28 protein-coding genes are annotated in these 24,935 nt (G+C 71.7%); 13 read left to right on the top strand and 15 right to left on the bottom strand.

Annotated elements, in window-relative coordinates:
- Window positions 1-59: 59 nt before the first annotated feature.
- The 3 genes from ACFW3D_RS07295 (at window position 60) to ACFW3D_RS07305 (ending at window position 3,177) form a co-directional block, all read left to right on the top strand.
- Window positions 60-1,358, top strand: coding sequence for a YibE/F family protein (locus tag ACFW3D_RS07295; protein ID WP_500502406.1), 1,299 nt, complete (start codon window positions 60-62; stop codon window positions 1,356-1,358).
- A 19-nt stretch (window positions 1,359-1,377) separates the two neighbouring features.
- The gene (locus ACFW3D_RS07300) at window positions 1,378-1,578 is read left to right on the top strand and encodes an NfeD C-terminal domain-containing protein (protein WP_018558188.1); all 201 of its coding nucleotides are present in this window, start codon (window positions 1,378-1,380) and stop codon (window positions 1,576-1,578) included.
- A gap of 120 nt (window positions 1,579-1,698) precedes the next feature.
- Complete coding sequence (locus ACFW3D_RS07305; RefSeq protein WP_500502408.1) at window positions 1,699-3,177, top strand: SPFH domain-containing protein; 1,479 nt, start codon at window positions 1,699-1,701, stop codon at window positions 3,175-3,177.
- Window positions 3,178-3,220: 43 nt separating this feature from the next.
- Here ACFW3D_RS07305 and ACFW3D_RS07310 read toward each other — a convergent pair whose 3' ends face one another.
- Both ACFW3D_RS07310 and ACFW3D_RS07315 read right to left on the bottom strand, forming a co-directional pair.
- Window positions 3,221-3,433 carry a DUF5326 family protein gene (locus ACFW3D_RS07310; RefSeq protein WP_500502411.1) on the bottom strand — a complete coding sequence of 71 codons (213 nt, stop codon included), beginning with the start codon at window positions 3,431-3,433 and terminating at the stop codon, window positions 3,221-3,223.
- 122 nt (window positions 3,434-3,555) lie between these two features.
- Window positions 3,556-3,873: a cupin domain-containing protein gene (locus ACFW3D_RS07315; protein ID WP_500502412.1), complete on the bottom strand. Its 318-nt coding sequence runs from the start codon at window positions 3,871-3,873 to the stop codon at window positions 3,556-3,558.
- Window positions 3,874-3,930: 57 nt separating this feature from the next.
- On the opposite strand from ACFW3D_RS07315, the gene ACFW3D_RS07320 reads away from it, so the two are divergent.
- The 6 genes from ACFW3D_RS07320 to ACFW3D_RS07345 all read left to right on the top strand — a co-directional run bounded on the left by ACFW3D_RS07320 (window position 3,931) and on the right by ACFW3D_RS07345 (window position 8,716).
- Window positions 3,931-4,308, top strand: coding sequence for a phage holin family protein (locus tag ACFW3D_RS07320; RefSeq protein ID WP_500502414.1), 378 nt, complete (start codon window positions 3,931-3,933; stop codon window positions 4,306-4,308).
- A 24-nt stretch (window positions 4,309-4,332) separates the two neighbouring features.
- Window positions 4,333-4,869, top strand: coding sequence for a low molecular weight protein-tyrosine-phosphatase (locus ACFW3D_RS07325; RefSeq protein WP_500502416.1), 537 nt, complete (start codon window positions 4,333-4,335; stop codon window positions 4,867-4,869).
- Window positions 4,866-5,744, top strand: coding sequence for a fructosamine kinase family protein (locus tag ACFW3D_RS07330; RefSeq protein ID WP_500502418.1), 879 nt, complete (start codon window positions 4,866-4,868; stop codon window positions 5,742-5,744). Before ACFW3D_RS07325 ends, ACFW3D_RS07330 begins: the two co-directional genes overlap by 4 nt.
- An 81-nt stretch (window positions 5,745-5,825) precedes the next feature.
- On the top strand, window positions 5,826-6,962 hold the full coding sequence (locus ACFW3D_RS07335; RefSeq protein WP_500502420.1) for a cystathionine gamma-lyase: 1,137 nt from the start codon (window positions 5,826-5,828) through the stop codon (window positions 6,960-6,962).
- Between the two features lie 226 nt (window positions 6,963-7,188).
- Window positions 7,189-8,085 carry a LysR family transcriptional regulator gene (locus tag ACFW3D_RS07340; protein WP_500502422.1) on the top strand — a complete coding sequence of 299 codons (897 nt, stop codon included), beginning with the start codon at window positions 7,189-7,191 and terminating at the stop codon, window positions 8,083-8,085.
- Window positions 8,086-8,188: 103 nt separating this feature from the next.
- On the top strand, window positions 8,189-8,716 hold the full coding sequence (locus ACFW3D_RS07345) for an NUDIX domain-containing protein (protein ID WP_500502423.1): 528 nt from the start codon (window positions 8,189-8,191) through the stop codon (window positions 8,714-8,716).
- Between the two features lie 52 nt (window positions 8,717-8,768).
- On the opposite strand, the gene ACFW3D_RS07350 is transcribed toward ACFW3D_RS07345, so the two are convergent.
- The 4 genes from ACFW3D_RS07350 to ACFW3D_RS07365 form a co-directional block, all read right to left on the bottom strand.
- Window positions 8,769-9,428 carry a pyridoxamine 5'-phosphate oxidase family protein gene (locus tag ACFW3D_RS07350; protein ID WP_500502425.1) on the bottom strand — a complete coding sequence of 220 codons (660 nt, stop codon included), beginning with the start codon at window positions 9,426-9,428 and terminating at the stop codon, window positions 8,769-8,771.
- Between the two features lie 46 nt (window positions 9,429-9,474).
- Window positions 9,475-10,911, bottom strand: a complete 1,437-nt coding sequence (locus tag ACFW3D_RS07355) for a globin domain-containing protein (RefSeq protein WP_500502549.1) — start codon at window positions 10,909-10,911, stop codon at window positions 9,475-9,477.
- Window positions 10,912-11,166: 255 nt separating this feature from the next.
- Complete coding sequence (locus ACFW3D_RS07360) at window positions 11,167-11,799, bottom strand: HAD family hydrolase (protein WP_500502427.1); 633 nt, start codon at window positions 11,797-11,799, stop codon at window positions 11,167-11,169.
- Complete coding sequence (locus ACFW3D_RS07365) at window positions 11,760-12,713, bottom strand: LysR family transcriptional regulator (RefSeq protein WP_500502429.1); 954 nt, start codon at window positions 12,711-12,713, stop codon at window positions 11,760-11,762. Before ACFW3D_RS07365 ends, ACFW3D_RS07360 begins: the two co-directional genes overlap by 40 nt.
- An 84-nt stretch (window positions 12,714-12,797) precedes the next feature.
- Here ACFW3D_RS07365 and ACFW3D_RS07370 point away from each other — a divergent pair, with 84 nt between their 5' ends.
- Both ACFW3D_RS07370 and ACFW3D_RS07375 read left to right on the top strand, forming a co-directional pair.
- Window positions 12,798-13,691 carry a GNAT family N-acetyltransferase gene (locus tag ACFW3D_RS07370; protein ID WP_500502431.1) on the top strand — a complete coding sequence of 298 codons (894 nt, stop codon included), beginning with the start codon at window positions 12,798-12,800 and terminating at the stop codon, window positions 13,689-13,691.
- Window positions 13,692-13,921: 230 nt separating this feature from the next.
- The gene (locus tag ACFW3D_RS07375) at window positions 13,922-14,182 is read left to right on the top strand and encodes a hypothetical protein (protein ID WP_500502433.1); all 261 of its coding nucleotides are present in this window, start codon (window positions 13,922-13,924) and stop codon (window positions 14,180-14,182) included.
- A 253-nt stretch (window positions 14,183-14,435) separates the two neighbouring features.
- Here ACFW3D_RS07375 and ACFW3D_RS07380 read toward each other — a convergent pair whose 3' ends face one another.
- From ACFW3D_RS07380 to dnaB, 5 genes are all read right to left on the bottom strand, one after another.
- Entirely contained in the window at window positions 14,436-16,352 is a 1,917-nt protein-coding gene (locus ACFW3D_RS07380) for an SMI1/KNR4 family protein (RefSeq protein ID WP_500502435.1), read from the bottom strand.
- Between the two features lie 448 nt (window positions 16,353-16,800).
- Window positions 16,801-17,220 (bottom strand): SRPBCC family protein, encoded by a 420-nt coding sequence (locus ACFW3D_RS07385; protein WP_500502437.1) that lies wholly within the window; start codon window positions 17,218-17,220, stop codon window positions 16,801-16,803.
- A gap of 46 nt (window positions 17,221-17,266) precedes the next feature.
- Complete coding sequence (locus tag ACFW3D_RS07390; protein WP_500502439.1) at window positions 17,267-18,280, bottom strand: aldo/keto reductase; 1,014 nt, start codon at window positions 18,278-18,280, stop codon at window positions 17,267-17,269.
- A 336-nt stretch (window positions 18,281-18,616) separates the two neighbouring features.
- Window positions 18,617-18,862 carry a type II toxin-antitoxin system Phd/YefM family antitoxin gene (locus ACFW3D_RS07395; RefSeq protein ID WP_500502440.1) on the bottom strand — a complete coding sequence of 82 codons (246 nt, stop codon included), beginning with the start codon at window positions 18,860-18,862 and terminating at the stop codon, window positions 18,617-18,619.
- A gap of 376 nt (window positions 18,863-19,238) precedes the next feature.
- Window positions 19,239-20,714 carry a replicative DNA helicase gene (gene dnaB / locus ACFW3D_RS07400; protein ID WP_500502441.1) on the bottom strand — a complete coding sequence of 492 codons (1,476 nt, stop codon included), beginning with the start codon at window positions 20,712-20,714 and terminating at the stop codon, window positions 19,239-19,241.
- A 438-nt stretch (window positions 20,715-21,152) separates the two neighbouring features.
- Here dnaB and ACFW3D_RS07405 point away from each other — a divergent pair, with 438 nt between their 5' ends.
- Window positions 21,153-22,496, top strand: a complete 1,344-nt coding sequence (locus ACFW3D_RS07405; protein ID WP_500502443.1) for an MATE family efflux transporter — start codon at window positions 21,153-21,155, stop codon at window positions 22,494-22,496.
- Between the two features lie 82 nt (window positions 22,497-22,578).
- Here the strand turns inward: ACFW3D_RS07405 and rplI are convergent, their stop codons facing one another.
- From rplI to rpsF, 4 genes are all read right to left on the bottom strand, one after another.
- Window positions 22,579-23,028 carry a 50S ribosomal protein L9 gene (rplI, locus tag ACFW3D_RS07410; protein WP_500502445.1) on the bottom strand — a complete coding sequence of 150 codons (450 nt, stop codon included), beginning with the start codon at window positions 23,026-23,028 and terminating at the stop codon, window positions 22,579-22,581.
- Between the two features lie 17 nt (window positions 23,029-23,045).
- Entirely contained in the window at window positions 23,046-23,282 is a 237-nt protein-coding gene (gene rpsR, locus ACFW3D_RS07415) for a 30S ribosomal protein S18 (RefSeq protein WP_026250812.1), read from the bottom strand.
- A gap of 44 nt (window positions 23,283-23,326) precedes the next feature.
- Window positions 23,327-23,911 (bottom strand): single-stranded DNA-binding protein, encoded by a 585-nt coding sequence (locus ACFW3D_RS07420; RefSeq protein WP_500502447.1) that lies wholly within the window; start codon window positions 23,909-23,911, stop codon window positions 23,327-23,329.
- A gap of 61 nt (window positions 23,912-23,972) precedes the next feature.
- Window positions 23,973-24,263 carry a 30S ribosomal protein S6 gene (rpsF, locus tag ACFW3D_RS07425; protein WP_018558167.1) on the bottom strand — a complete coding sequence of 97 codons (291 nt, stop codon included), beginning with the start codon at window positions 24,261-24,263 and terminating at the stop codon, window positions 23,973-23,975.
- A gap of 291 nt (window positions 24,264-24,554) precedes the next feature.
- Between rpsF and ACFW3D_RS07430 the strand changes: the two genes are divergently transcribed.
- Complete coding sequence (locus ACFW3D_RS07430) at window positions 24,555-24,890, top strand: hypothetical protein (RefSeq protein WP_500502449.1); 336 nt, start codon at window positions 24,555-24,557, stop codon at window positions 24,888-24,890.
- Window positions 24,891-24,935 lie beyond the last annotated feature (45 nt).

Raw genomic sequence — 24,935 nt, forward strand, 5'->3', positions numbered from 1 at the left:
GCCTCAACGCTAGCGGGTCCTCGCTGACGCACACCAGGGGGTGTTGCGATGATCGGGTCGTGGACTCCACTCAACCGCACGCGCACTCCCACGGTCACTCCCACGGCCACGGCCCGGTGCCGCCGGTCTCCCGGCACCTGCGCAAGGTCATCGCCGCCGTGCTGATCCCGTTCGTCGCGGCCGTCGTGGCCGGTCTGGTGGTGCTGTGGCCGGGCGGCGTGCCGGAGCACGAGCGCACCGGCGTCGGCTTCGACCAGCAGACGCAGTCCGGGCGGGTGGTGAAGGTCGAGGACGTCAAGTGCTCGGACGTCAACGCCGAACCGGGCGCCGGCCCCGCGCCCTCTCCCGGCTCGACGTCGGCACCTTCGGGCCCGGCGATCTGCGAGCGCGCGACGATCGAGGTGGTCACGGGCAAGGACGCGGGCCGTACCTTCACCGAGATCGTGCAGCCGACCCAGACCCGGCACTACACCGAGGGCCAGAAGGTGCTGCTGGCGTACGCGCCGCAGGCGCCGCGCGAACTGCAGTACTCGGTGACCGACGTCGACCGGGCCTTCCCGCTGTGGCTGCTGGCCGGGATCTTCGCCGCGGTGGTGGTCGTGGTCGGGCGGCTGCGCGGGGTCCTGGCGCTGGCGGCGCTGGTCATCAGCTTCGCGGTGCTGACGCTGTTCATCCTCCCGGCGATCCTGCACGGCAGCAATCCGCTGCTGGTGGCGGTGATCGGCGGCAGCGCCATCATGCTGATCGCGCTCTACATGTGCCACGGCCTCAACGCCCGTACCTCGGTGGCGGTCCTGGGCACCCTGTGCTCGCTGCTGCTGATCGGCGTCCTGGGTTCGGTCTTCATCGACTGGGCGCTGCTCAGCGGCAACACCTCCGACGAGACCGGGCTGATCCACTCCCTGTACCCGGACATCGAGATCCGCGGCCTGCTGCTGGCCGGCATCATCATCGGTTCGCTGGGCGTCCTGGACGATGTGACGGTCACCCAGACCTCGGCGGTGTGGGAGCTGCGCGAGGCGGACCCGGGGGCGAGCCGGCGCCGGTTGTACTCGGCGGCGATGCGGATCGGGCGGGACCACATCGCCTCGGTCGTCAACACCCTGGTGCTGGCCTACGCGGGCGCGGCGCTGCCGCTGCTGCTGCTCTTCTCCATCGCGGAGCGCGGGGTGCTGGCGGTGGCGGGCAGCGAGCTGGTCGCCGAGGAGATCGTGCGGACCCTGGTGGGCAGCATCGGCCTGGTGGTGGCGGTACCGCTCACGACGGCGCTGGCCGTCCTGGTGGTGTCGGCGGACCGCGGCAGCGGCGACACTGTTCCCGCGGGCGCGGGTCGCGGGCACCGGCGGCGCGCCAAGTGAACCGGGAGGGGCGGGGAACGTGGTCGGACTGCAGGGCCGGGTGACCGGGACGGTCGGACCGGGGCTGGTCGGCGAGGTGATCGTGCACGTCCGGGGCGGTGCGGAGGCGTTCCTGGCGTACCCGGCGACGGCCGGGGAGCGCATCGAGAAGGGCACGGTCGTGGTGGTCGTGGAGCACCTGCCGCCGCGCACCGTGTACGTGGCGCCCGCGTACGGCTGAGCGGAGCGGTCTGCTCCACGTCAAGAAAGCGACAAGGATCCGCCAGGACCTACCGCACCGTCACCCACAGGCGCACACTCCCGTACGCGGCCCCGATCGGGGCCATCCGTAAGGGGGCGTATGCCGATGCTGATCGGCGTTGCGGCGGGCGGGGCGCTCGTCGCGATCATCATTCTGGTCGGCCTGTTCAGGCTCATGTGGCGGGTCGCCGAGCCCAACGAGGCACTGGTCATCTCCGGTTCCAAGCACCGTACGGACGGTGTGGGGGAGGGGATGGGATTCCGCATCGTCACGGGACGGGGAACGCTGGTCCTGCCCGGCGTCCAGGCGGTGCGCAGGCTCTCGCTCGACCTCAACGAGGCCGAGCTGAACGTGGACTGCGTCACCCAGCAGGGCATCCCGCTGAAGGTGCACGGCGTGGTCATCTTCAAGGTGGGCGACGACATGGTGTCGATCGCCAACGCCGCGCGGCGCTTCCTGGACCAGCAGAAGTTCATGCCGGAGCGGGTGCACAACGTCTTCGCGGGTCATCTGCGGTCCATCGTGGGCGGGCTGACGGTGGAGCAGATGATCCGGGACCGGGAGCGGCTGACCGCGGAGACCCGCGCCGCGTCGGGTTCGGAGATGGAGAAGCTGGGTCTGATCATCGACTCGCTGCAGATCCACGAGATCGTCGACCCGACCGGCTACATCAACAATCTGGCCGCACCGCACGCCGCGGCCGTGCAGCGGGACGCCCGCATCGCGCAGGCGGAGGCGGACCGGCTGGCCACCGAGGCCGAGCAGCAGGCCGCGGCCCGCATGGCCGAGGCGACCCGTGACAGCCAGATCCTGCAGGCGGGTTACATGGCCGAGCGGGACAAGGCCACCGCGTCCTCCCGGCAGGCGGGTCCGCTCGCGGAGGCGGCGGCCCGGCAGGAGGTCGTCGTCCAGGAGACCCGGGTCGCGGAACTGGAGGCGCAGCGTCGGGAGCAGCAGCTGCAGGCGGACGTCCGCAAGCCGGCGGACGCCTCCGCGTACGAGAAGCGGACGCTGGCCGAGGCCGAGCGCGACGCGCGCATCTCGGCGGCCGAGGCGAAGGCCCGGGAGACCGAACTGGCCGCCGCCGCCGAGGCGAACCGCGTCAAGACGGCCGCGGCCGCGCAGGCGGAGCAGACCAGGGTCAGCGGTGAGGCGACCGCCGCGGCCACCCGGGCCACGGGCGAGGCCGAGGCCGCCGCGACGCAGGCACGGGGTCTGGCGGAGGCCGAGTCCGCGAAGGCCCGGGGTCTGGCCGAGGCCGAGGCGATCAAGGCGCGGGCCGCGGCCCTGGCGGAGAACCAGGAGGCGGTCGTCGCCCAGCAGCTGGCCGAGAACTGGCCGGAGATCGTCCGGGCGGGCGCCGAGGCCTTCGGCAACGTCGACCACATGGTGCTGCTCAACGGCGCCGACGGGATGTCGGAGATGTTCGCCAAGGCACTCACCATGGGCGGCACGGGTCTGGGCCTGGCCCGTCAGCTGCTCGCCCAGATGAACGGCGCGACCGGCGCCGGCGGCGACGTCGCGCCGCCGAACGGTGCGGCGCCGCGGAGCCCCGAGCGCGTCCGGCTCCAGGACTGAGCGGCGCACGTCCCGTGGGGCCCGGTCACCGGGCCCCACGGGGTCACCACTTGTCGCGGGAGTCGGACGAGGACGAGGTGAACTTCTTGACCACGTACACCAGGCCGCCGACCAGTGCCACGAAGATCAGCACCTTGAACAGCAGCCAGAACAGGAACCCGATCGCGCTGGCGATCATGCCGCCGAAGACCACGATCGCGATCACGGGCACCGCGACCCACTTGACCCACCAGGGCAGGCCCTCGAAGAGCTTCACCGTTTCCTCCTCCTTGTCGTCCTTCCGCTCCCAGGCTAGGGCCGCGGCGCCCCTTCGCGGAGGCCCCGTGGTCCCCATCCGTCCCTGACCCTCCCCCTACGGGAACCCCGGGGCGGAGGCCCTCAGGCCTCGGGGGGCGAGAAGACCACCATGACCTTCAGGTCCTCGGTGACGTGGTGGAAGCGGTGCGGCGCCCCGGCCGGGACGTAGACCACGCTGCCGCGCGCCACGTGCGTCGTCTCCTCCCCCACGGTGATCAGCGCGCGGCCGCTCACGACCAGGTAGATCTCGTCCTGCGCGTGCGGTTTCTGCGGGTCGAGCTCCCCGGCCCCCAGGGCGTAGAGCCCGGCGGACATGTTCCGCTCGCGCAGGAAGCCGAGGTACGCGCCGTCGTTGGCGGCCCGCTCGGCCTCCAGGTCGTCCAGCCGGAACACCTTCACTTGGCCGCTCCCTTTCACCCCTGTGCCTGTGCCATCGCTTCTGCGACGATCTCAGCCATGATGAACTTCGTCGTCAAGACGCTCGCGAACGCCGGAGCCCTGCTGGTGGCCATCTGGCTCGTGGGCAACATCACGCTCACCGGTGACGACACCGGGCACAAGGCCCTCACCCTCATCCTCGTCGCCCTGGTCTTCGGCGTGGTCAACTGGCTGGTGAAGCCGCTGGTGAAGCTGCTGTCGCTGCCGCTGCTCGTGCTGACGCTCGGCTTGTTCACGCTGGTCGTCAACGCCCTGATGCTGCTGCTGACCTCCTGGATCTCCGGCGAGCTCGACCTGGACTTCCACGTCGAGGGCTTCTGGGCGGCGTTCCTCGGCGGCCTGATCATCAGCATCGTCTCGTGGGCCCTGAACATGGTCCTCCCGGACGAGGACTGAGCCCGGGGCGGCATCATGGAGCCCATGAGCGCTCCGTCCTCCCGCACCCCGCTGCGGGTGTGTTTCGTCTGCACCGGCAACATCTGCCGTTCGCCGATGGCCGAGTCCGTCTTCCGCGCCCGTGCCGAGGAGGCCGGGCTCGGCGGCCTGGTCGCCGCCGACAGCGCGGGGACCGGCTCCTGGCACGAGGGCGACGGCGCCGACCACCGCACCGTGGCCGTGCTCCGCGCGGCCGGGTACGGGTACGAGCACATCGCGCGCCAGTTCCAGCCCGAGTGGTTCGCCGGGCTCGACCTGGTGATCGCCCTCGACTCGGGACACCTGCGGGACCTGCGCCGGCTGGCGCCCACCCCGGAGGACGCCGCCAAGGTGCGGCTGCTGCGCTCCTACGACCCCGCCGCGGACGCCGGAGCGGACGGCCGCGGCCTGGACGTGCCCGACCCCTACTACGGGGATCTGAGCGGCTTCGAGGAGTGCCTGGAGCTGTGCGAGGCCGCCGCCGACGGCCTGCTGGACGCCGTGCGCGACGCCCTCGGCAGTGAGCCCGCGCCCGCGCCGTGACCGCTGCGGGCGGACTCGCGGACCGGGTCGCCGCCCTGCTGGGCGAGCCGGTGACCGAGGCCGGCCCGGTGGGCGGCGGCTCCATCTGCCGGGCCGTGCGGCTGCTGCGCCGCTCGGGCGGCACGGTCTTCGCCAAGACCCTCCCGGACGCGCCGCCGGACTTCTTCGCCGCCGAGGCCGCGGGCCTGCGGCTGCTGGGCGGTACCGGGACGGTCGCCGTTCCGCAGGTGCTGGCCGCGGACGCCCGCACGCTCGTCCTGGAGTGGGTCGAGCCCGGTCCGGCCACCCCTGCCGCGGCCGAGCGCCTCGGCCGCGAACTCGCCGCGCTCCACCGGGTCCCCGCCCCGGGGTACGGGACGGCGCAGCCCGCCTTCATCGGTTCGCTCCCCCTTCCCTCGCCCGGCTCCGGCGGCTCCCCCGGGGACTGGCCCGCGTTCCACGCCGCCGGGCGGCTGCTGCCGTTCCTGCGGCAGGCCGCCGACGGCGGGGCCATGGCAGCGGCCGACGTCCGCGCGGTCGAGCGGGTCTGCGAGCTGCTGCCGCGGATCGGCGGCCCCGCCCAGCCGCCCGCGGTGATCCACGGCGACCTGTGGTCCGGCAACGTCCTGTTCGCCGCCGACGGCCGCGCCCGCGTCGTCGACCCGGCGGCGCAGGGCGGACACCCCGAGGCCGACCTGGCGATGCTGGAGCTGTTCGGCTGTCCGTACCTGGAGCGGTTGCTCGCCGCGTACGAGGAGGTCCGGCCGCTGCCCGGCCGCCGGGAACGCGTGCCCCTGCACCAGTTGCACCCGCTGCTGGTGCACGCCGTCCTGTTCGGCGCGGGTTACGGGGCCGCCGCAGGTCGTGCCGCCCGTGCGGCCCTCGCGTCCGCCTAGCGGACGGCCGTGTTCGTTGGCCCGTACACCGGTATCTTCCGCCTGTACGTTCGCGAAGACGGGGAGAGCGAGGAGAGGGCGATGACGGAGTACGAGAGCAGGCCCGGGGACAGCACCCGCAGCGTGCACGCGGGCCGCCCGGCGGCCCGGGCCCACGAGCCGGCGCTGCCCGGCCCGGTGTTCGCCGCGCACTTCCACCTGCCGGGCGACGTCACCGGCCCGTACACCTACGGCCGCGACGAGAACCCGACCTGGACCCGGCTGGAGGAGGCGATCTCCGCCCTGGAGTCCCCGGACGTCCCCGCGCAGACGCTGGCCTTCTCCTCCGGCATGGGCGCCATCTCGTCCGTGCTGTTCTCGCAGGTGCGTTCCGGCGACACCGTGGTGCTGCCCTCCGACTGCTACCAGGCCACCCGTTCCCTCCGGAGCCGCCTGGAGGACTACGGGGTCTCGGTGCGCCTGGCGCCCACCGCGGGTGACGCCCAGCTGGAGGCACTGGAGGGCGCCCGGCTGCTGTGGATCGAGACACCGTCCAACCCCGGCCTGGACGTGTGCGACATCCGCCGGCTCGCCGACGCCGCGCACGCCGCGGGCGCGCTCGTGGCGGTCGACAACACCCTCGCCACCCCGCTCGGCCAGCGCCCGCTGGAGCTTGGCGCGGACTTCTCGGTGGCGAGCGGCACCAAGGCGCTGTCCGGCCACGGCGACCTGCTGCTGGGGTACGTGACAACCCGTCGGCCCGAACTCGCCGCCGGTGTGCGGCTGTGGCGCAAGACCGTCGGGGCGATCCCCGGCCCCATGGAGGCCTGGCTGGCGCACCGTTCGCTGTCCACGCTCTCCCTGCGGGTGGACCGGCAGGCCGCCAACGCCCTGGAGCTGGCGGCCGCACTGCTCCGGCGCCCCGAGGTGACCGACGTGCGTCACCCGGGTCTGGCGGACGACCCGGCGCACCCCGTCGCCACCGCGCAGATGACCCGGTTCGGCAGCGTGGTGTCCTTCACGCTGCCCGACAAGGAGCACGCCGAGCGCTTCCTGTCCGAGCTGCTGCTGACCACCGAGGCCACCAGCTTCGGGAGCGTGACCAGCACCGCGGAGCGCAGGGCGCGCTGGGGCGGCGACGCGGTCCCCGAGGGCTTCATCCGCTTCTCGGTCGGGGTGGAGGACGCGGCCGACATCGTGCGGGACGTGACACAGGCCCTGGACGCCGCCGCGCGCTGAGGCCGTTCGTTCGCCTCGAACAGATATATCTACGTAGAGTGCCCTACGCAGAATGGGTGGTCCGAGCCTCCCCCCTCGTGGCTCGGACCACCCTGGCTTTACGCGCGGAGATCCGCCCGAACAAGGCTAGTTGACTCTGCGTCAGTGTCCAATCACAGTTGCGATACAGACCTATCGATATATTTATATGTTGCGGTCGTACCGGTGGCAGGGAGGGAGCGGTTCCATGGATCTGGCTCTGCTGCGCACGTTCGTCACCGTGCACCGGGCCGGCTCCTTCACCAGGGCCGCCCAGCTGCTGGGGCTGTCGCAGCCGGCCGTCACCAGCCAGATCCGCAGCCTGGAGCGGCAGGTCGGCCGCCCCCTCTTCCTGCGCCTGCCGCGCGGCGTCGCCCCGACCCCCGTCGGCGACGACCTGGCCCACCGGGTGGCGCCGCACCTCGACGCCCTGCTGGAGATAACCGAGGCGGACCTCGACCAGGAGTCCGGCAACCGCACCCTGCACCTCGCCGGGCCGTCCGCCTTCACCTCCCTGCGCGCCCTCCCCGCCCTCGCCCCGCTGGTCGCCGAGGGACTGCAGCTGCGGATCGCGCTGGCCGGCGAGGACGAGGCGCTGGCCGGCCTCGCCGCGGGCCACCACGACCTGTCCATCGGCACCGTCCGGCCGCGCGACCGGCTGCTGACCGCCACCGCTCTGTGGGACGAGGAGCAGCTGCTCGTGGCCGCCCCCGCCTGGCAGGAACGGATCGGCGGCCCGCTCGCGGTGCGCACCCACGGGGCACGGGTCCTCGACGGCATCCCCGTGATCTCCTACGACGAGGGCATGCCGCTGATCGACCACTACTGGTCGGCGGTCTTCGACGCCACCCCCGCGATCGTCCCCGCCGTGGTCGTGCCCGACCTGAGGGCCGTCCTGGAGTGCGTGGTCGCCGGGGTCGGCATGGCCGTCCTGCCGCGCTACCTGTGCTGCGAGGCGATCACCGCGGGCGCCGCCAGGGCGCTGCTGGAGCCGCCGGTGCCGCCCCTGCGCACGTACTTCCTGTCGGTGCGCGCCGGGACGCTCGCGCTGCCGCACATCGCGCGGGTGCACGAACAGCTGATGCGCTCCTCCGCGACCTGGTGACCGCGCGCCGGGCGTACGGCCGGTGGCGTCCGCGAGAACGCCACGTTCCGATTCGCCGTCCCGGGGGCGTTTGCCGTCTCCCGCGCCGCGGCAGATCTCAGGCATGCCCCCGGACAGCGAAGCACCTGCCGCACCCGGTGCACCGACCGCCCCGGCCACCCGGCCGGTGGTCAAGCGCACCGCCCGCGCCATCCTGCTCGACGGCGACTCCCTCGTGCTCATCAAGCGCACCAAGCCCGGGCTCAACCCGTACTGGGTCACCCCCGGCGGCGGCGTCGAGACCGAGGACGCCACCATCGTCGAGGCGCTCCACAGAGAGCTGGACGAGGAGCTGGGCGCCAAGGTCACCGATGTCGTCCCGGCCTTCGTCGACACCGTCGAGCACATCGGCGAGGACGGCTCGCACGGCGTGAAGGTGCAGCACTTCTTCGTGTGCCGGCTGGCCTCCATGGACCCCTCGCGGCGGCACGGCCCGGAGGTGGACGAGCCCTCGGGCACCTACGACGTGGTCCGCGTGCCCTTCAGCCGGGTCGGGCTCGCCTCGGTGGAGATCGTGCCGCTGACCCTGCGGCACTACCTCGACGGCAACATCGAAGGGGTACTGGGACTGCTCTCCGCCGACCTCGGCTGATCCCGGTCGGCCCGGCGGGACCGGGCCCGGGCCCCGGGGAGCCCCGGCCGCCTCAGCCGCCGAACCAGCCCGGGGGCGCGCCGCCGGGCCGCCCCGTGCGGGCGTGCGCGGCGTCGGCGGCCGCCCCGAAGTAGTCCCCGCCCTTGCGGCGCACGTCGTCGGTCCCCCAGGCCCGGCCGCCCTGAAGGGGCACCTTCGCCATCCGCGGGATGTGCTTCGAGCAGTGGACGTACGCCTCGACCACGCTCACCCGCACCCACAGCTGCGGCCTGCGGCCGGGCACCGCGTCCACCGGGAGCGAGGGGTACAGGGCCCGCATCGTGCCGTCCGGGACCACCCGCGCGCGGCCGTTGACGTGCAGCCCGATCCGGTCCCGGGCGAAGTCGACCATCAGGATGCCCACGTGCGGGTTCTCGCGCATGTTGCCGACCGAGGCCATCACGCCGTTGCCCCGGTACTCGGGGTAGACCAGGGTCCGCTCGTCCAGGACGGTCAGGAAGCCGGGCGGGCCCGCCCTGAAGGTGCTGTCGCACTCCCCCCGGGCGTCCGCCGTGGACAGGAAGAACATCTCCTGCCGCTCGGTGAACTCCCGCATCCGCGGGTTCAGGTGGTCCAGCACCTGCTCGGCGTAGAAGCGGTCCGCGCGGTCGGCCGTGCCCATCTCCTCCTGGACACGGTGCTCGCCAGCACTGCCGGGACGTTCCTGCGGCAACGTTTCTCCTCGTGGGGGGGGTGGTGGGGATGTGAGGGGGTCGGACTCAGGGGCCCGCCGCGACCAGTTCCTCGATCAGGTCGTGCCGGATGCGCTGGGAGGGCATGCCGCCGCGCACCAGGGTGTCGACGCCGCTGCGGATCATCCCGGGCGGCCCGCTCAGGTACGCGTCGTACTCGGGCCAGGGGCCGTACTGCTGCACGATCTCGGGGAGCGGGCCGTGCAGACCCCCTTCGCCGCGGCCGTGGGAGACCACGGGGCGCACGGAGAGCCAGGGGTGGCGCCGCGCGAGCCGCAGCAGGGTGTCCAGGTCGTACAGGTCGTGGTCGCTGCGGGCGCCGTAGAAGACGTCCATGGCCCGGCGGCGGCCGTGCTCGGCGACGTCCTCGACCAGGGCCTTGATGGGGGCGATGCCCGTGCCGCCGCCCAGGCAGAGCAGCCCGTTGTCGGTGCTGTGGTCCACGACCATGGAGCCGCCCGGCGGGCCCAGCCGCAGGACGTCGCCGGGCCGGGCGCGGTGGACCAGCGCCCCGCTGACCCAGCCGGCCGGGACGGCCTTGACGTGGAAGACCAGCAGGCCGTCCGAGCGGGGGGCGCTGGCGAAGGAGTAGTGCCGCCAGACCCGCGGCCACCAGGGCGTCTCCAGCGTCGTGTACTGGCCCGCGAGGAAGGGGTACGGCTGGTCGGGGCGGACGCTGACCACCGCGATGTCGGAGGTGCGCGGTTCGTGGCTGACGACCTCGGCCTGCCACCAGGGCGGCGCGTGCTTCTCGTCGGCCGCCGATGCGTCGATCATGATCTGCGAGATCGCCGTGTAGGCACGGACCCAGGCGGCCTCGACCTCGTCGTTCCAGACGGCCGAGGCGTACCGGGTCAGCGCCCCGATCAGGCATTCCCCCACGGCCGGATAGTGCTCGGGGCGCGTGCCGTATTTGCGGTGGCCGCGGCCCAGGTGGGACAGGTATTCGGTGAGTATCTCGGTGTCGTCTATGTGTTCCGCGGCGGTGAGGAGCGCTTTCAGCAATCGGTCCCGCTGCGCGTCCATCGCGGCGGGAAAGAGTTCGCGCAACTCCGGATGCCGTATGAACAAAAGTGCATAGAAATATGACGTCGTCTTGTCGGCGACGGGCGCGACCTCCTCCATCGTGCGCCGGATGAGCTGCGCGTCCGCGCTGCCCGGGCGTGACCGCGGCCGGGCCTCCGCAAGGGGCGGCGGCTGGGCCGGCGGCTCCGGATGGTGCCGCGGCCCCGCCGCGTCCCGCGCGGGGCCGTTCCCCGGCGGCGCGGGACCGGGGTCGGCGGTCCGCACGGCTCCCGTGCCCACCGGCCTTATCGGCCGTACCGGGCGGCTCGGCGCGGCCGCGCCGTCGCCTTCGTGATGGGGTCTCGGCCCGTCAGGGGGTGTGTGCGGCGTGAACCATCCCGAGGAGCCGGCCCCGGCTCCCTTTCCCGGTTCGGCCGCGTTCGTGGTCAGAGCGTCCATGGTCAGCTTCGCCTCGAGCTTCTCCCGGTCGGTGTCCGTACGTCGGCCACACATCCTGCGCGGAAAGCCTGCCAGGACTTCACGCCGCGCGGACAAATAGCCGGAAGTACGGGAAACGTCGATACCGATCCCGTTAAGCTCGGCCGAATGTGAAGCCCCGCTGTCGCGGAACCTTGTCGACCCTACCCCGAGTCACTGCTTTCACAACCGCCACTCAATTCCCGTGGCGATCATCACCGTTCAATCGTCACGTATTCAGCCCATGACCAGCGCATACGCTTCACGCAAATCGCGCCCGGTGTACGCATGGCTCGCCAGCCCGCTCACGTGGTGGTCCCCGTTGACCGCGACCGAGACCGGCACCGCCGCGAAGAGCGCCGTGTCCGACAGCGAGTCCCCGTACGCGACGCACTCCCGGCGGCTGACCCCGTAGCGGGCGCACAGCTCGTCCGCGGCCGTCACCTTCGTCTCGGGCAGCAGGATCCCCGCCACGTCCAGCCCCGCCGCCGGGCCGAACGGGATCTCCGGGAAGACCGACGCCCGGACCGCGTGCGCCCCCCACTCCAGCAGCCGGCGCACGAAGAAGTCCGGGGAGAGCGACACCACCGCGCAGTGCTCCCCACGGGCCGCGATGTCCGCCCACACCTCCCGTATCCCGGTCAGCCAGGGCGCGCCCTCGAACGCCGCCGCCACCTGCGCCGGGGTGAGCGCCCGCCACAGCTCGTACGCCCGCTCCGCGTAACCCGGCGAGTCCAGCACGCCCCGCCCGAGCGCGTGCTCCAGCTCGCGGAACTCCGCCGTCAGCCCCAGTTCCCGGGCGAGCTCCATGCTCGCCGAGGAGCCGTGCATCAGCGTCCCGTCCATGTCGAAGATGTGCAGCCGTCCCACGCGGTCCCTCCCTCGTCCTTTGCCGCCCGGGCGGTCCCCGGCAGCGTCCCTCCGAACAGCCGGGCGGCGTCCTCCGCCGCCCCGCGGACCGCGGGCCTGCGGTCCGCGGCCCGCCAGGCCAGGGCCACCGTGCAGCGCACGTCCCCGGCCAGCGGCACGATCACCACGTTCGACCGCGCGTAGTGCTCGTCGGTCGCCGTGCTCGCCAGCGCGCAGCCCCGGCCCGCCGCCACGAGTTCGAGCGTCTCCTCAAGCGACCCCGACGGCACCGTCCCGGCCACGTGCGCGACGCCCACGGCCGACGGGTGGCGGAAGCCCGCGTAGGCCGCGTCCCCGGTCCGCGGCACGACCCAGGTCCTGCCGCCCAGTTCGGCGGGCGCGACCTCGGTCCGGCGGGCCAGCGGGTCCGTCGCGGGCAGCGCCACGCAGCGCCGGTCACTGGAGACGGTCACCGTCCCCAGCCCCGGGGCGTCCAACGGGGGCCACACGATGGCCAGGTCGGAGTGCCCGTCCAGCAGGCCGCAGGAGGGGTCGTCGAAGTCGTAGCGGCGCAGCCGCACGTCCCCCGGGACGCGGGCCTGGATCAGATCCAGCAGTTCCCTGGTGCGGCCGGCCGCCGCCTCGCCCAGGAAGCCCACGGTGAACGGCCGGGACGCCCCGCCCAGCAGCCCCTCGAGCTCGTCCGCGGCGTCGACCGCCGCCACCGCGTGGGCCAGGATCCGCCGTCCCAGGTCGGTCAGTTCGGCCCGTTCGCGGTTGCGCACCAGCAACGGCCGCCCCGCGGCGGCCTCCAGCCGGCGCACCGACTCGCTCACCGTCGGCTGCCGTACGTCCAACTGCCGCGCGGCCGCCGAGAACGAGCCCGTGCGCGCCACGGCCACGAACGCCCGCAGGCCGGGCAAGGTCAGCGTCACTCCGGGAGGATAGCCAGGCACCGGCCGATGGCCATAGGGGAAAACTATGGGCGCCGCCCGCCGCCGCCACGGCACGCTGCCCGCATGACATCCCCCACGGCCCCCGTACGCCGTCTCACCCCCGCCGACCTCCCCGCCTGCAGCGCGCTGGCCGTCAGCCGCGGCTGGGGAGCCGAGGAGCACAAGTGGCGCTTCCTGCTCACCCACGGCACCGGCTACGGCGTGGACGCACCCGACGGTGACGGCCTGGCCGCCACCACCGTCCTCACCCGCTACGGAAGCGGTCTGGCGGCGGTCAGCATGGTCCTGGTCGCGGCCCGGTACGAGGGGCGGGGACTCGGACGGCGCATCATGACGCACGTCCTGGCCGAGGCGGGGGACGACACCGTCACCCTGCACGCCACCGAACGCGGCCGCCCGCTCTACGAGAAGCTCGGCTTCCGGGCGATCGGCACCGTCGTCACGCACCGCGGCCGCTTCGCCCCGCCGGCGCCCGCCGGGACCCCCGGGACCCCCGGGACCCCCGGGCCATCCGTTCCCGGCGCCGCGGAGCCGCGGCCCTTCACCGAGGCCGACCTGCCGGCCCTGCTCGCCCTGGACGCCGAGGTGTTCGGCGCGGACCGCTCCCCGCTCCTGCGTGACCTGCCCCGGTTCGCCGAGCGCGTCGTGGTCACCGAGGAGGACGGCGTCCTGACCGGCTACGCCTCCGCCTGGCTGAACGCGGACACCCTGGTCGTGGGCCCCGTCGTCGCCGGGGACGCGGCCGGGGCCCGGCGGCTGATCACGGCGGTCGCCCGGGACGCGGACACCCCCGTCCGTCTCGACCTGCGCACCGGCACCCCCGAAGCCCTCGACGGCTGGGCCGCGGAGCACGGCGTGGCACCCTTCTTCCCCAACACCCTGATGGTGCTGGGCGACCGCGAGCTGCCCGGCGACGGGCACCGCCGCCACGCACCGCTCATGGTGGCCCTGGGCTGAGGGCACGCGCCCGATCCCGACCTCGCCGGATGCCCGGTTCACCCGGTATGAACCGTAATCGACCCGTACATATGACTATTTGAGCTTGATGAGAAATTGAGTTGTATTTCATGAGAAGCAGTGTTCTGCGGTGATTGGCCGGTGCCGGAGGGCCAGGATCAGTGCGTGCCCGGCCGAACGTCCGGGCAGTGCCGGGGCGTCGGCCCCGGTTCGCACGGGAAGGCCTGAGCATGATCAACGGATTGAAGAGGGCCGTGGCCCTGGGCGCCGCAACGGTGGCCCTGGCCACGGGCGCGGTCGTCGGCACGGTCGGCACCGCATCCGCCGCCCCGCAGGACCACCGTCGGCCTGCGGCGTCGCACCACTGCCAGAAGGTGGGAGGCCACTGGGCACGCCAGTGGCACCCGGGGTTCCGGGACCGGCACCACCGCTGGCACCCCGGCCAGTGGACCCGCGTCTGGCGCCCCGCCCACAAGGAGTGCCACCGCTGATCCCCGCAGGCGAAGCCGTCTCCCGCCCGTAGGGGCGGAGGCGACCCGAACCGCAACCGGCCCCGGCGTGCCCCTGGAGGGCGTGCCGGGGCCGGTTCGTCGTGTCGCACCCGCCTCGTCGGGACACCGCAGCCGAGCACCCACGGGTGCCGTGGGACCTGGCGCTCCGTGTCACTGGCCCGAGGATCTGGCCTGGCCTTCCCGTGGCGGTCGTCTGTGGCCTCGGTGGCCCCGACGCCCGACCGCACGGGCCCTACGGCCGCTGCCGCGATACGCGCACCGTCACGTATGCCTCGCCCGGGCCCGGGGGTCGGCTCCAGGACCGGGTGCGGAGGGTGTGCAGACGTCCACGTGTGAGGGCGAACCGCGGCAGCCGGACGCCGAACTCGGCCGCGAGGGCCTGGAGGGCCCGGTGCTCGCCCAACCGCTCCTCGTACGGTGCGTCCTGCGAGAAGAGGCGGTCCGGGTCCAGCGCGCCCGGCACAGGCCCCCATCTGCCGACCGCCGTCTGCCGGACGGTGAATCCGTACTTCTCCTCGCCGTTCTCCGCGACGGACAGATGGAAGACACCGGGGCGGTGCCCGTCGAAAGGCTCGCTCCACACCGTCACCGCGCGGGTACCCCGCGAAGCGGCCACGCCCGGGGAGACGAACCGCTGCTCGTTGAACCCCGCGCCCGGCCGCGGCTCGAAGGCGAAGCTCCAACCGGATCCCGCCCGGCCGACGGCCGTCAATGCCTCGTCCGCCCACGTCGAGACGTCCTGGTTGCCGTGAAACCGCATCCGCGCGTCCCACAACGTCATCGGTTCGTCCAGGTCGGCGCCTTCGTCGGCGCCGATTCGGCCGGGCAGCTCGTCCGGTCCCACCCCTTCCACGAGGATGAAGCGGTACGACACCAGGAAGTTGCCACGATCACTCTCCGACAGCCACCCCAGGCCCGGCGGGTCCAGGTCGCCCGCAGGCGCCGGCGCGTCACCCGGCTGTCCGGCGCGGGGGGTGGCAAGGAGTTCCCGGCCGCGCTCCGGCGTGATCAGGGGGCCCAGGAGCGGGTCGGCGCACAGACCGACCGGGGCGAGGTGATCGGGACCGAGCGGCCGCCACTCGGGCAGGGCGGCACGCAGTGTGTGCCAGGCGACGTCCGTGTCGCCCCAGCGTGCCTGCTCCCGCGCATCCTCCACGGCACTGCCGAACGGGCCCTCGGCTGTGTAGCGGAAGGCGCCTTTCCCCACCTGTCGCAGGATCTCGTCCGCGGCCCCGCCCAGCGCGTCCGAAGCGCCCCGCAGCCACCGGGGCAACGACCCGCCGTCCCGGTGGAGCCGCACGTGCTCGGCCGCCAGTACGGGCAGGATCTCCGGTACGTACCGCGGGTCGGTCATGAGCTCTTGGAAATACACCATGTAGGTCTCCCCGAGCAGCCGACGGATCTGGTCGCGGAGCCCCGTCGCCCGGGGCCTGCCGAATGCGATCGCCTCCGCGAGGGTCGCCGAGGCCCGCTCATGGCGCCCACCCAGCGCGTCGAGCCGAGCGGCCTCGACGGACGCGTCCAACGCTCGCGTCGTCGCATTGACGAACACCGCACCCGCACGCTCCGAACGGTTCACCTGCAGGCTGTGCCACTCCCGGTACATCGCCTCCATGAACGCACCGAACGACGCGTACCTTTCGGGAGGGCTCGCACGCCACGGCGCCCAGGAGTACACGGCCCACTCACCGGCGTCGTCCACGTCCCCCGGATCCAGCAGGACGTAGACCGCGTCCGACTCCACGTCCAGTTGCAGCGCCCGACCCCACATCCCGGCCAACAGCGCTTCCTCCGGCGTGGGGTCGTCGTCCAGCTCCCCGGGGAAGTACTCGGACAGGCCCGCCGCGTCCTCGTGCCAACGGACCTGGTCGGTGCCGGCGAGCAGCCAGACGAAGCCGCCCGCGTGCCGCCAGCCGTCGCTCACCGCCAGAAATGTCCGGTACGAAGGCGGCAGCCGGTGCCCGAGCGTCTCCTCCAGGGCAAGGATCCGTTCCTCGGGTGCGGGCGCGAATCCCAGCCGGCGCGTGCGCGGAGGCTCCCCGTCCCGCACCGGCCGCTCGCCCGCCGGCACGTCCGCATCCTGCGCATCCGCCCACTCCTGGCTCCAACGCACCAGGAAAGACCGCCAGTCGTCGATCGCGTCCGTCATGTCCACGATCGTGTCAGCCACCACCGACAACGGCCCGGCCCGAGCCCTGTCCAGCCTGGGACTGATGCGGGAAAGCGCAGGAAACACGAAAGACGCCGAGCGACTGTACGTTCACGCTGCCAACCTCGGCGACTTTGACAGGGACTCTGCCGAACGCCGAATCAGGGAGCTTTGGCCGTTCGGAATCGACGCTGACGGCACGCCCACACCTGCATGGAACGTCCAGTAGGACTCCAGCAGGCGCCGGTAGCGGATGGCATGGCTACGGGCAGATCAAGGCCGACGGCAGCTGGGTACGCGAACCGTCGCTCGACCAGGGATGACTCCAGGTAAACGGCAACCTCTGACCGCCGACCGCAGTGGACCCTGATGAGTGAACTGGAGTTGGTGCCTACTCGTGGCATGCCAAGTCGCGTCAACCGGGTGAACGAGTGCGGCCACAGAACAACTAGCCACCGAGCGTCTTGACCAACGCGTCCAGGCCGTCACGGTAGATGCCCGTGAAGAGGGCGACGACCTCCTCGTCCGTAGCCCCCTTCGGGACAAAGCGGCCGGACCACTGGACTTCGGCGGCGTTCTCGTTGCCGCTGATCTCGTAGACCCGCAAGGTCGACAGGTAGTCGACGACCGGGAAGGGCGCCTGAAGGATGTGGTAGCTGTAGTACCGCTGCTCCTCGTCGAAGGCCATCAGCCGCTCCACGATGGGCTCGCCCTCGGGATTCTTCAGGTGCCGCACCCGGCCACCTTCCGAGAAGGTGCTCTCGGGGATGTACGGCAGCCAGTCGGGCAGCGATCCGAATCCGCCGATCAGCTCCCACACGCGTACGGGAGAGGCCGGGACGACCCTGCTCACTGATGTGGATGCCATGTCACTCCTCCAGGACTCATTGCATGGCTGTTGACGGCGATGCGGCCTACGCCCCACCTGGCAGCGGCGCCAGGGGGCTAACCAGGCCGGAGTCCCGCAGATCTGCCCAGAACCCGTCCGGCACCTTCTCTTGGAGCGCGGCGTGGTCCTCGATGGTGTGGGCGGGATGGGTCGCGCCCGGGATCACCGCTTCGGCGACCGGGTGCGCCAGCGAGAAGTGCAGGGCGGCCGCTTTGATGCTCACGCCGTGCCTGCGGGCGAGGTCCTTCAGCCGCTCGACCCTCGCCACGATCTCAGGTGGGGCAGTGACGTACTCGAAGTGGGTGCCGCCGGCGAGGATGCCTGAGCTGTACGGGCCGCCTACGACCATGCCGACGCCTTGCTCCTCCGCCATCGGTAGCAGTCGCTGCAACGCGTGCGCGTGGTCGAGCAGGGAGTAGCGGCCTGCCAGCAGGAACCCGTCCGGCTGCGGCTCTTCGAGCGCGAGGGTGATCTCGATGGGCTCGGTGCGGTTGACGCCGAGCCCCCAGGCCTTGATGACACCCTCGTCGCGCAGTTTGGTGAGGACGCGGAAGGCGCCCGTGCGGGCCTCTTCGATCTTCTGCAACCATAGATCGCCGTGGAAGTCCTGGGCGACGTCGTGCACCCATACGATGTCCAGGCGGTCGGTTTGGAGGCGCTTCAGGCTGTCTTCGATCGAGCGCTTCGTGGCGTCGGCGGTCCACACGTGAAGCATCTTGTTCGGGCGCCCGTAAGCGAAAAGATTGCCCTTCTCGCCGAGATCACGCGCGGCAGGGTCCTCCTCCTCGTCCAGGATGACGCGGCCGACCTTCGTACTGAGCACGTACTCGTCGCGTGGACGACCCGAGAGGGCCTTCCCGAGACGTATCTCCGACAGTCCGGAACCGTAGAAGGGCGCGGTGTCGAAGTATCGCGTGCCCTGTTCCCAAGCGGCATCTACGGTCGCCGCGGCCTCTTCCTCCGGAACCGCGCGGAACATGTTTCCAAGCGGCGCGCTACCGAACCCGATGTGCGCCGGCAGGATCTGATCGAGTCTCACAGCACATCCTTCCTGGGATGCCAGAAATCGGCCCCTGCCCTTCCCGTCCCGTCTGCCGGCCATCCGGCAGATTCGAATGGGGTCAGGCTTTCGGTGAGAGCCGGTCCTGGAAGTACGCATTTGACTGCGAGTGACCGTCCGGGGTCGTCAGTGCAGCCATAGGACCCGACGGCCTCGCACCGGTTCAGCGGAAGTCCCACCGCCGGTTGCCCCGACCTCGAACCTGCCTGCGGCAACGTGGTGCGTCGGAACAGGTCAGCGGCCCCCACGTCCCTTTCCTCGATCGTAGGTACGCATGCGCGAGAAGTGCATCTTGGCGGCCTCCCGCGCGGCTGTTCACGGCGTCGGACGTTGGCGCAGCTGGAGTCCCGGCTTTGCCCCTGGCGAGCAAGTGGGGCAGTTGATGAGGTGGCTACTTTCGGCTGCCTGGTCCAACCTCGACAGCTCTGGGATGCCGATCAGGACAGCGGTGGGACGACCTCGGTCGGTAATGGTCACGCGATCGTGCCGCTTGGCGACCCAGCGGACGATGGAGCCCAGCTCCATACGCGCAAATCCAATACTGATCACATCCTGCGACACGGTGTTCAGGCCTTTCGCAGGGCTTGCAAAGTTGCTGCTCCCTGGATGCCTTCGGGCGATGCTCTGAGTAGGCTGCCGGACGGCCCAGCGGTATCTGTGAGGGTCTCACGCGCCCCGCGGCCCCACGAGGCGCTGACTGCGAGCGATCACTCTCGGCTCCCGAGCTCCCCACTTCGTTGCACTCGACGCAGGGCAGTCCCGACGGACTTGCCCGTCCGGGCCCAACCAGCGATGGTTCGAGGCTCCACCCCCTCACGGTTCGGTGAGGGGGTCTTCTTCTTTCCCCGCTTGCGAAGGTAGAAGGGTTGCGGGTACCTCACGCAGTCCCCGCCGTACGACGGGCCCCCGTACCGCCGGACCGGCCAGCCTGCCCGGCTCAGGTCTGGGCCATGTCCACAAAGCGCGAGTAGTGGCCCTGGAAGGCCACGGTGATGGTGGCCGTCGGGCCGTTGCGGTGCTTGGCGACGATGAGGTCGGCCTCGCCCGCGCGCGGGGACTCCTTCTCGTAGGCGTCCTCGCGGTGCAGCAGGATGACCATGTCCGCGTCCTGCTCGATGGAGCCCGACTCGCGGAGGTCGCTGACCATCGGCTTCTTGTCCGTGCGCTGCTCGGGACCACGGTTCAGCTGGGAGAGCGCGATCACCGGCACCTCGAGCTCCTTCGCCAGGAGCTTGAGGTTGCGGGACATGTCGGAGACCTCCTGCTGACGGCTCTCGGGGCGGCGCGAGCCGCCCGCCTGCATCAGCTGGAGGTAGTCGATGACGACCAGGCGGAGGTCGTTGCGCTGCTTGAGCCGGCGGCACTTGGCGCGGATCTCCATCATCGACAGGTTCGGCGAGTCGTCGATGTAGAGGGGGGCCGCCGAGACGTCGGGCATACGGCGGGCCAGCCGCGTCCAGTCGTCGTCGGTCATGTTGCCGGAGCGCATGTGGTGCAGGGCGACCCGGGCCTCGGCGGACAGCAGACGCATCGCGATCTCGTTGCGGCCCATTTCGAGGGAGAAGAAGACGCTGGGCATGCCGTTGGTCACCGAGCAGGCCCGGGCGAAGTCCAGCGCGAGCGTGGACTTGCCCATCGCGGGACGGGCGGCGATGACGATCATCTGACCCGGGTGCAGGCCGTTGGTGAGGGAGTCCAGGTCGGCGAAGCCGGTGGGCACCCCGGACATCTGGCCGCTGCGCGAGCCGATGGCCTCGATCTCGTCGAGGGCGCCCTCCATGATCTCGGAGAGCGGGAGGTAGTCCTCGCTGGTGCGCTGCTCGGTGACGGCGTAGATCTCCGCCTGCGCGGAGTTGACGATCTCGTCGACGTCGCCGTCGGCCGCGTACCCCATCTGCGTGATGCGCGTGCCCGCCTCGACGAGCCGGCGCAGGACCGCGCGCTCGTGCACGATCTCGGCGTAGTACTCGGCGTTGGCGGCGGTGGGCACCGCGTTGACGAGGCTGTGCAGATAGGGGGCGCCGCCGACGCGGGCGAGTTCGCCGCGCTTGGTCAGTTCGGCGGCGACGGTGATGGGGTCGGCGGGCTCACCACGGGCGTAGAGGTCGAGGATCGCGGCGTAGACGGTCTCGTGGGCGGGCCGGTAGAAGTCGGCGCCCTTGAGCACCTCGACGACGTCGGCGATGGCGTCCTTGGACAGCAGCATGCCGCCGAGCACCGACATCTCGGCGTCCAGGTCCTGCGGCGGTACGCGCTCGAAGCCGGCCGCCCCGCGGTCCTCGTCGCGGTCGCGGTCGCGGTCCCGCTCGTCCCTCCGGCGGAAGCGGGAGACGGGCAGGCGGTCGCCGGGACCGTCCGGCGGGAACGGCGGTTCGCTCCCCCAGTGGTCGTCCGCGGGTTCGGGCTGGCTCACCCCCCTGCCACCTCCTCCCGTCCGGCGCGGACCGCTGCGTCGTGTCCCTTTTCCTACGCCACGGCTCTGACAATCGAGTCGCCCGGGCACACCTGTGGCACGTCGGGCGACGCCCCACGGTAGGGGTCCACGGGGCTCACAGCCAAGACGGTTATCCACAGGGGCTGGGGATGACCTGTTGATGAACCGCCCCTACCTGTGGAGAAGCCCCCTCCAGCTGTGTACAGGGCAGGGGACAGTGCGGTGGACAAGCACACAATCACCCAATGATCACGCCGCTGACCTGCGCTTTCTCCATCCACCCGCTGTGGACAAGAAAAACTTGCCCGCTCGGCCCAAGATCACGACAAACGGCACGGAGGAGATCACCCTGCGCAGCCGGAAGTAAGAGTCAGTATCTCCTTGCATCCCTTACATGTGGATGATTACCCTGACCGGGTGCCCCAGGTCGCCGAAGTCTCCCCCCAGCAGGCCGTACGCCGTCACGACCGCGAGATCGTCTCTCTCGCGCTGCCCGCCTTCGGCGCGCTGGTCGCCGAACCGCTCTTCCTCATGGCCGACAGCGCGATCGTGGGACACCTCGGCACGTCGCAGCTCGCCGGCCTCGGCGTCGCGGGCGCCCTGCTCACCACCCTCGTCGGCGTCTTCGTCTTCCTCGCGTACGCCACCACCGCCGCCGTCGCCCGCCGGGTCGGCGCCGGCGACCTGCCCGCGGCGATCCGCCAGGGCATGGACGGCATCTGGCTCGCCCTCCTCATCAGCGCCGCCGCGGTCGCGATCGCGGTTCCGGCGGCACCCGCCCTCACCGAACTGTTCGGCGCCTCGGGCACCGCGGCGCCGTACGCCGTCACCTACCTGCGGATCAGCGCCCTCGGCATCCCCGCGATGCTCGTCGTCCTGGCCGCCACCGGCGTGCTGCGCGGGCTGCAGGACACCCGCACCCCGCTCTACGTGGCCGTCGGCGGCTTCGCCCTGAACGGCGTGCTCAACGTGGCGCTGGTGTACGGCGCCGGGCTCGGCATCGCCGGCTCCGCCTGGGGCACCGTGATCGCCCAGAACGCGATGGCGGCCGTCTACCTGGGTGTCGTGGTCCGCGGGGCGCGGCGGCACGGCGCCTCCCTCCGGCCCGACCTCGCAGGCATCCGCGCCTGCGCCCAGGCCGGGACGCCCCTGCTGATCCGCACGCTGAGCCTGCGGGCCGTCCTGCTGCTCGCCACCGCGGTCGCGGCCGGGCTCGGGGACGCCTCGATCGCCGCCCACCAGATCACCACCACCCTCTGGTCGCTGGCCGCCTTCGCGCTGGACGCCATCGCCATCGCGGGCCAGGCCATCATCGGCCGCTACCTCGGCGCCGACGACGTGGCCGGGGCCCGGGCCGCGTGCCGCCGCATGGTGCAGTGGGGCATCGCCTCGGGCGCGGTCATCGGCCTCGTCCTGGCCGTCTCCCGGCCCTTGATCGCCCCGCTGTTCACCTCGGACCCGGCCGTGCGCTCCGAGTTGATGACCGTCCTGCTGGTGGCGGCGCTCTCCCAGCCGGTCTGCGGTGTGGTCTTCGTCCTGGACGGGGTGCTCATCGGCGCCGGCGACGGCACCTACCTGGCCTGGTCGATGGTCGTCACCCTCGCCGTCTTCGCCCCGGCCGCCCTGGCCGTACCGGCCCTGGGCGGGGGACTCACCGCCCTGTGGTGGGCGATGGGGCTGATGATGCTCACCCGGCTGGCGGGCCTCCACTGGCGCGCCCGCTCGGGCAAGTGGGCGGTCACCGGCGCCGTACGCGCCTGAGCCGCGACCCCTCCCCGGACGGCAAGACGCCGGGCCCGGAACCTCGCGGTTCCGGGCCCGGCGTTCACGCGGTGCGTGCGGGTCAGGAGGCGACGACCTCGACGTCGAGAGCGGCCTCGACCTCGGGGTGCAGTCGCACCGACACCTTGTGCGAGCCCAGCGTCTTGATCGGGGAACCGATCTCGATCCGGCGCTTGTCCACGTCCGGACCGCCCGCGGCCTTGACGGCGGCGGCGATGTCGGCCGGGGTCACCGAGCCGAAGAGCCGGCCGGCGTCGCCCGCGCGGGTCGACAGCTTGACCTTGACGCCCTCGAGCTGGGCCTTGAAGGAGTTGGCCTGCTCGACGGTCGCGATCTCGCGGATCCGGCGCGCACGGCGGATCTGCTCGACGTCCTTCTCGCCACCCTTGGTCCACGCGATCGCGAAACCGCGCGGGATCAGGTAGTTGCGGGCGTAGCCGCTCTTGACCTCGACGACTTCGCCGGCGGCACCGAGGCCGCTGACCTCGTTGGTGAGGATGATCTTCGCCATTGCTCGGTCACCCTTCCTTAGCGAGCGGTCGAGGTGTAGGGCAGCAGCGCCATCTCACGGCTGTTCTTCACGGCCGTGGCGACGTCGCGCTGGTGCTGGGTGCAGTTGCCGGTGACCCGGCGGGCACGGATCTTGCCGCGGTCGGAGATGAACTTCCGCAGCAGGTTCGTGTCCTTGTAGTCGACGTACGTGATCTTGTCCTTGCAGAACACGCAAACCTTCTTCTTAGGCTTGCGAGCAGGCGGCTTCGCCATTGTCTCTCTCCAGTGTGATCAAGAAGTTTGGTGCGCTGCCGCCCTTAGAAGGGCGGCTCGTCCGAGAAACCGCCGCCGCCACCGGAGCCACCGCCCCAGTTGCCGCCGCCGCCACCCTGGCCGCCACCGGCCGGAGCGCCGGTAGCCCACGGGTCGCCGTCGGGCGCGCCGCCCTGGCCGCCACCGGAGCCACCGCCCCAGCCGCCGCCCTGGCCGCCACCGCCGCCGTAACCACCCTGACCGCCGCGCGAGGCGCCGCCGCCACCGCTGGCACGGGTGATCTTCGCGGTCGCGCTGCGCAGGCTGGCGCCGACCTCGTCGACGTCCAGCTCGTAGACCGTCCGCTTGACGCCCTCTCGGTCGTCGTACGAGCGCTGCTTCAGCCGGCCCTGCACGATGACGCGCATGCCCTTCTGGAGCGACTCGGCCACGTTCTCCGCCGCCTGCCGCCAGACCGAGCACGTGAGGAAGAGGCTCTCGCCGTCCTTCCACTCGTTGGTCTGCCGGTCGAAGGTGCGGGGAGTGGACGCGACTCGGAACTTCGCGACCGCCGCACCCGAGGGGGTGAAGCGCAGCTCGGGGTCGTCGACGAGATTGCCGACGACCGTGATGACGGTCTCGCCTGCCATGGTGAGTGACCTCTCGGCGTTGCTTGGCTTCTCGGTTTCCCGAATGCCTGAGCCGTCAGGCTCAGTGGGTCTCGGGACGGAGGACCTTGGTCCGGAGGACCGACTCGTTCAGGTTCATCTGACGGTCGAGCTCCTTGACGACCTCAGGAGTGGCGTTGAGGTCGATGACCGAGTAGATGCCCTCGGGCTTCTTCTTGATCTCGTACGAAAGACGACGACGGCCCCAGGTGTCGACCTTCTCGACCTTGCCGCCCGCGTTGCGGACGACGCCGAGGAAGTTCTCGATCAGCGGGGAGACAGCGCGCTCCTCGAGATCGGGGTCGAGGATCACCATCACCTCGTAGTGACGCATGTGGAACCCACCTCCTTTGGACTCAGCGGCCACGGCGTTTCCGTGGCAGGAGGGTTTGCATCGCGTCGCAACGGTATCGCGGCCCACCGACAACGCCCGGGGCGTTCCGGGGATCGCTCCCCGGGGGCCCTGCGGGACCGCCGATTGGACCTGCACAGACACCGGTGCAGACGGTACACACTACCCGCCTCGTGGCTTCCGGTTGAAATCCGGCCCCGGAAGCCCGCAATCTGTACACATCGGGTGTGTCCGGCGCTACGATGCGCCACCTCTCCATCACGGAGGTGCCCCATGGCACAGGCAGTGCGAGCCACTACCGGCAGCCGTCTCTACCAGCGACTCCTCAGCGCCCTCAACTCCGACGGCAGGCCCCACCCGGTCGAGAACACCCTCGCCGTCGTGACCATCGTGCTCGGCCTGGTCGCCGCCATCGCGGCGTTCTGGGACCACCTCCACCTCCTGAGCTCCTGGGCGGGGCTGGCGGGCGTCCTCGTGGGCGCCTTCGGGCAGTACCGCTCCGCCACCACCGCCGAACGCTTCCTCTTCATCATCGGGATGGGCCTGGCCGCGGTCGGCTTCTACATCGGCATGGCCCACGGCGGCCTCTTCGGCGGCGTGGTGTCCTAGGGCCCTTCGCCCTCGTCCTCCCGGCACCCGCCGGGCGAAGCCGCG

It is taken from the genome of Streptomyces sp. NPDC058864, assembly GCF_042742985.1.
In the GTDB taxonomy this organism is placed as follows: Bacteria; Actinomycetota; Actinomycetes; order Streptomycetales; family Streptomycetaceae; genus Actinacidiphila.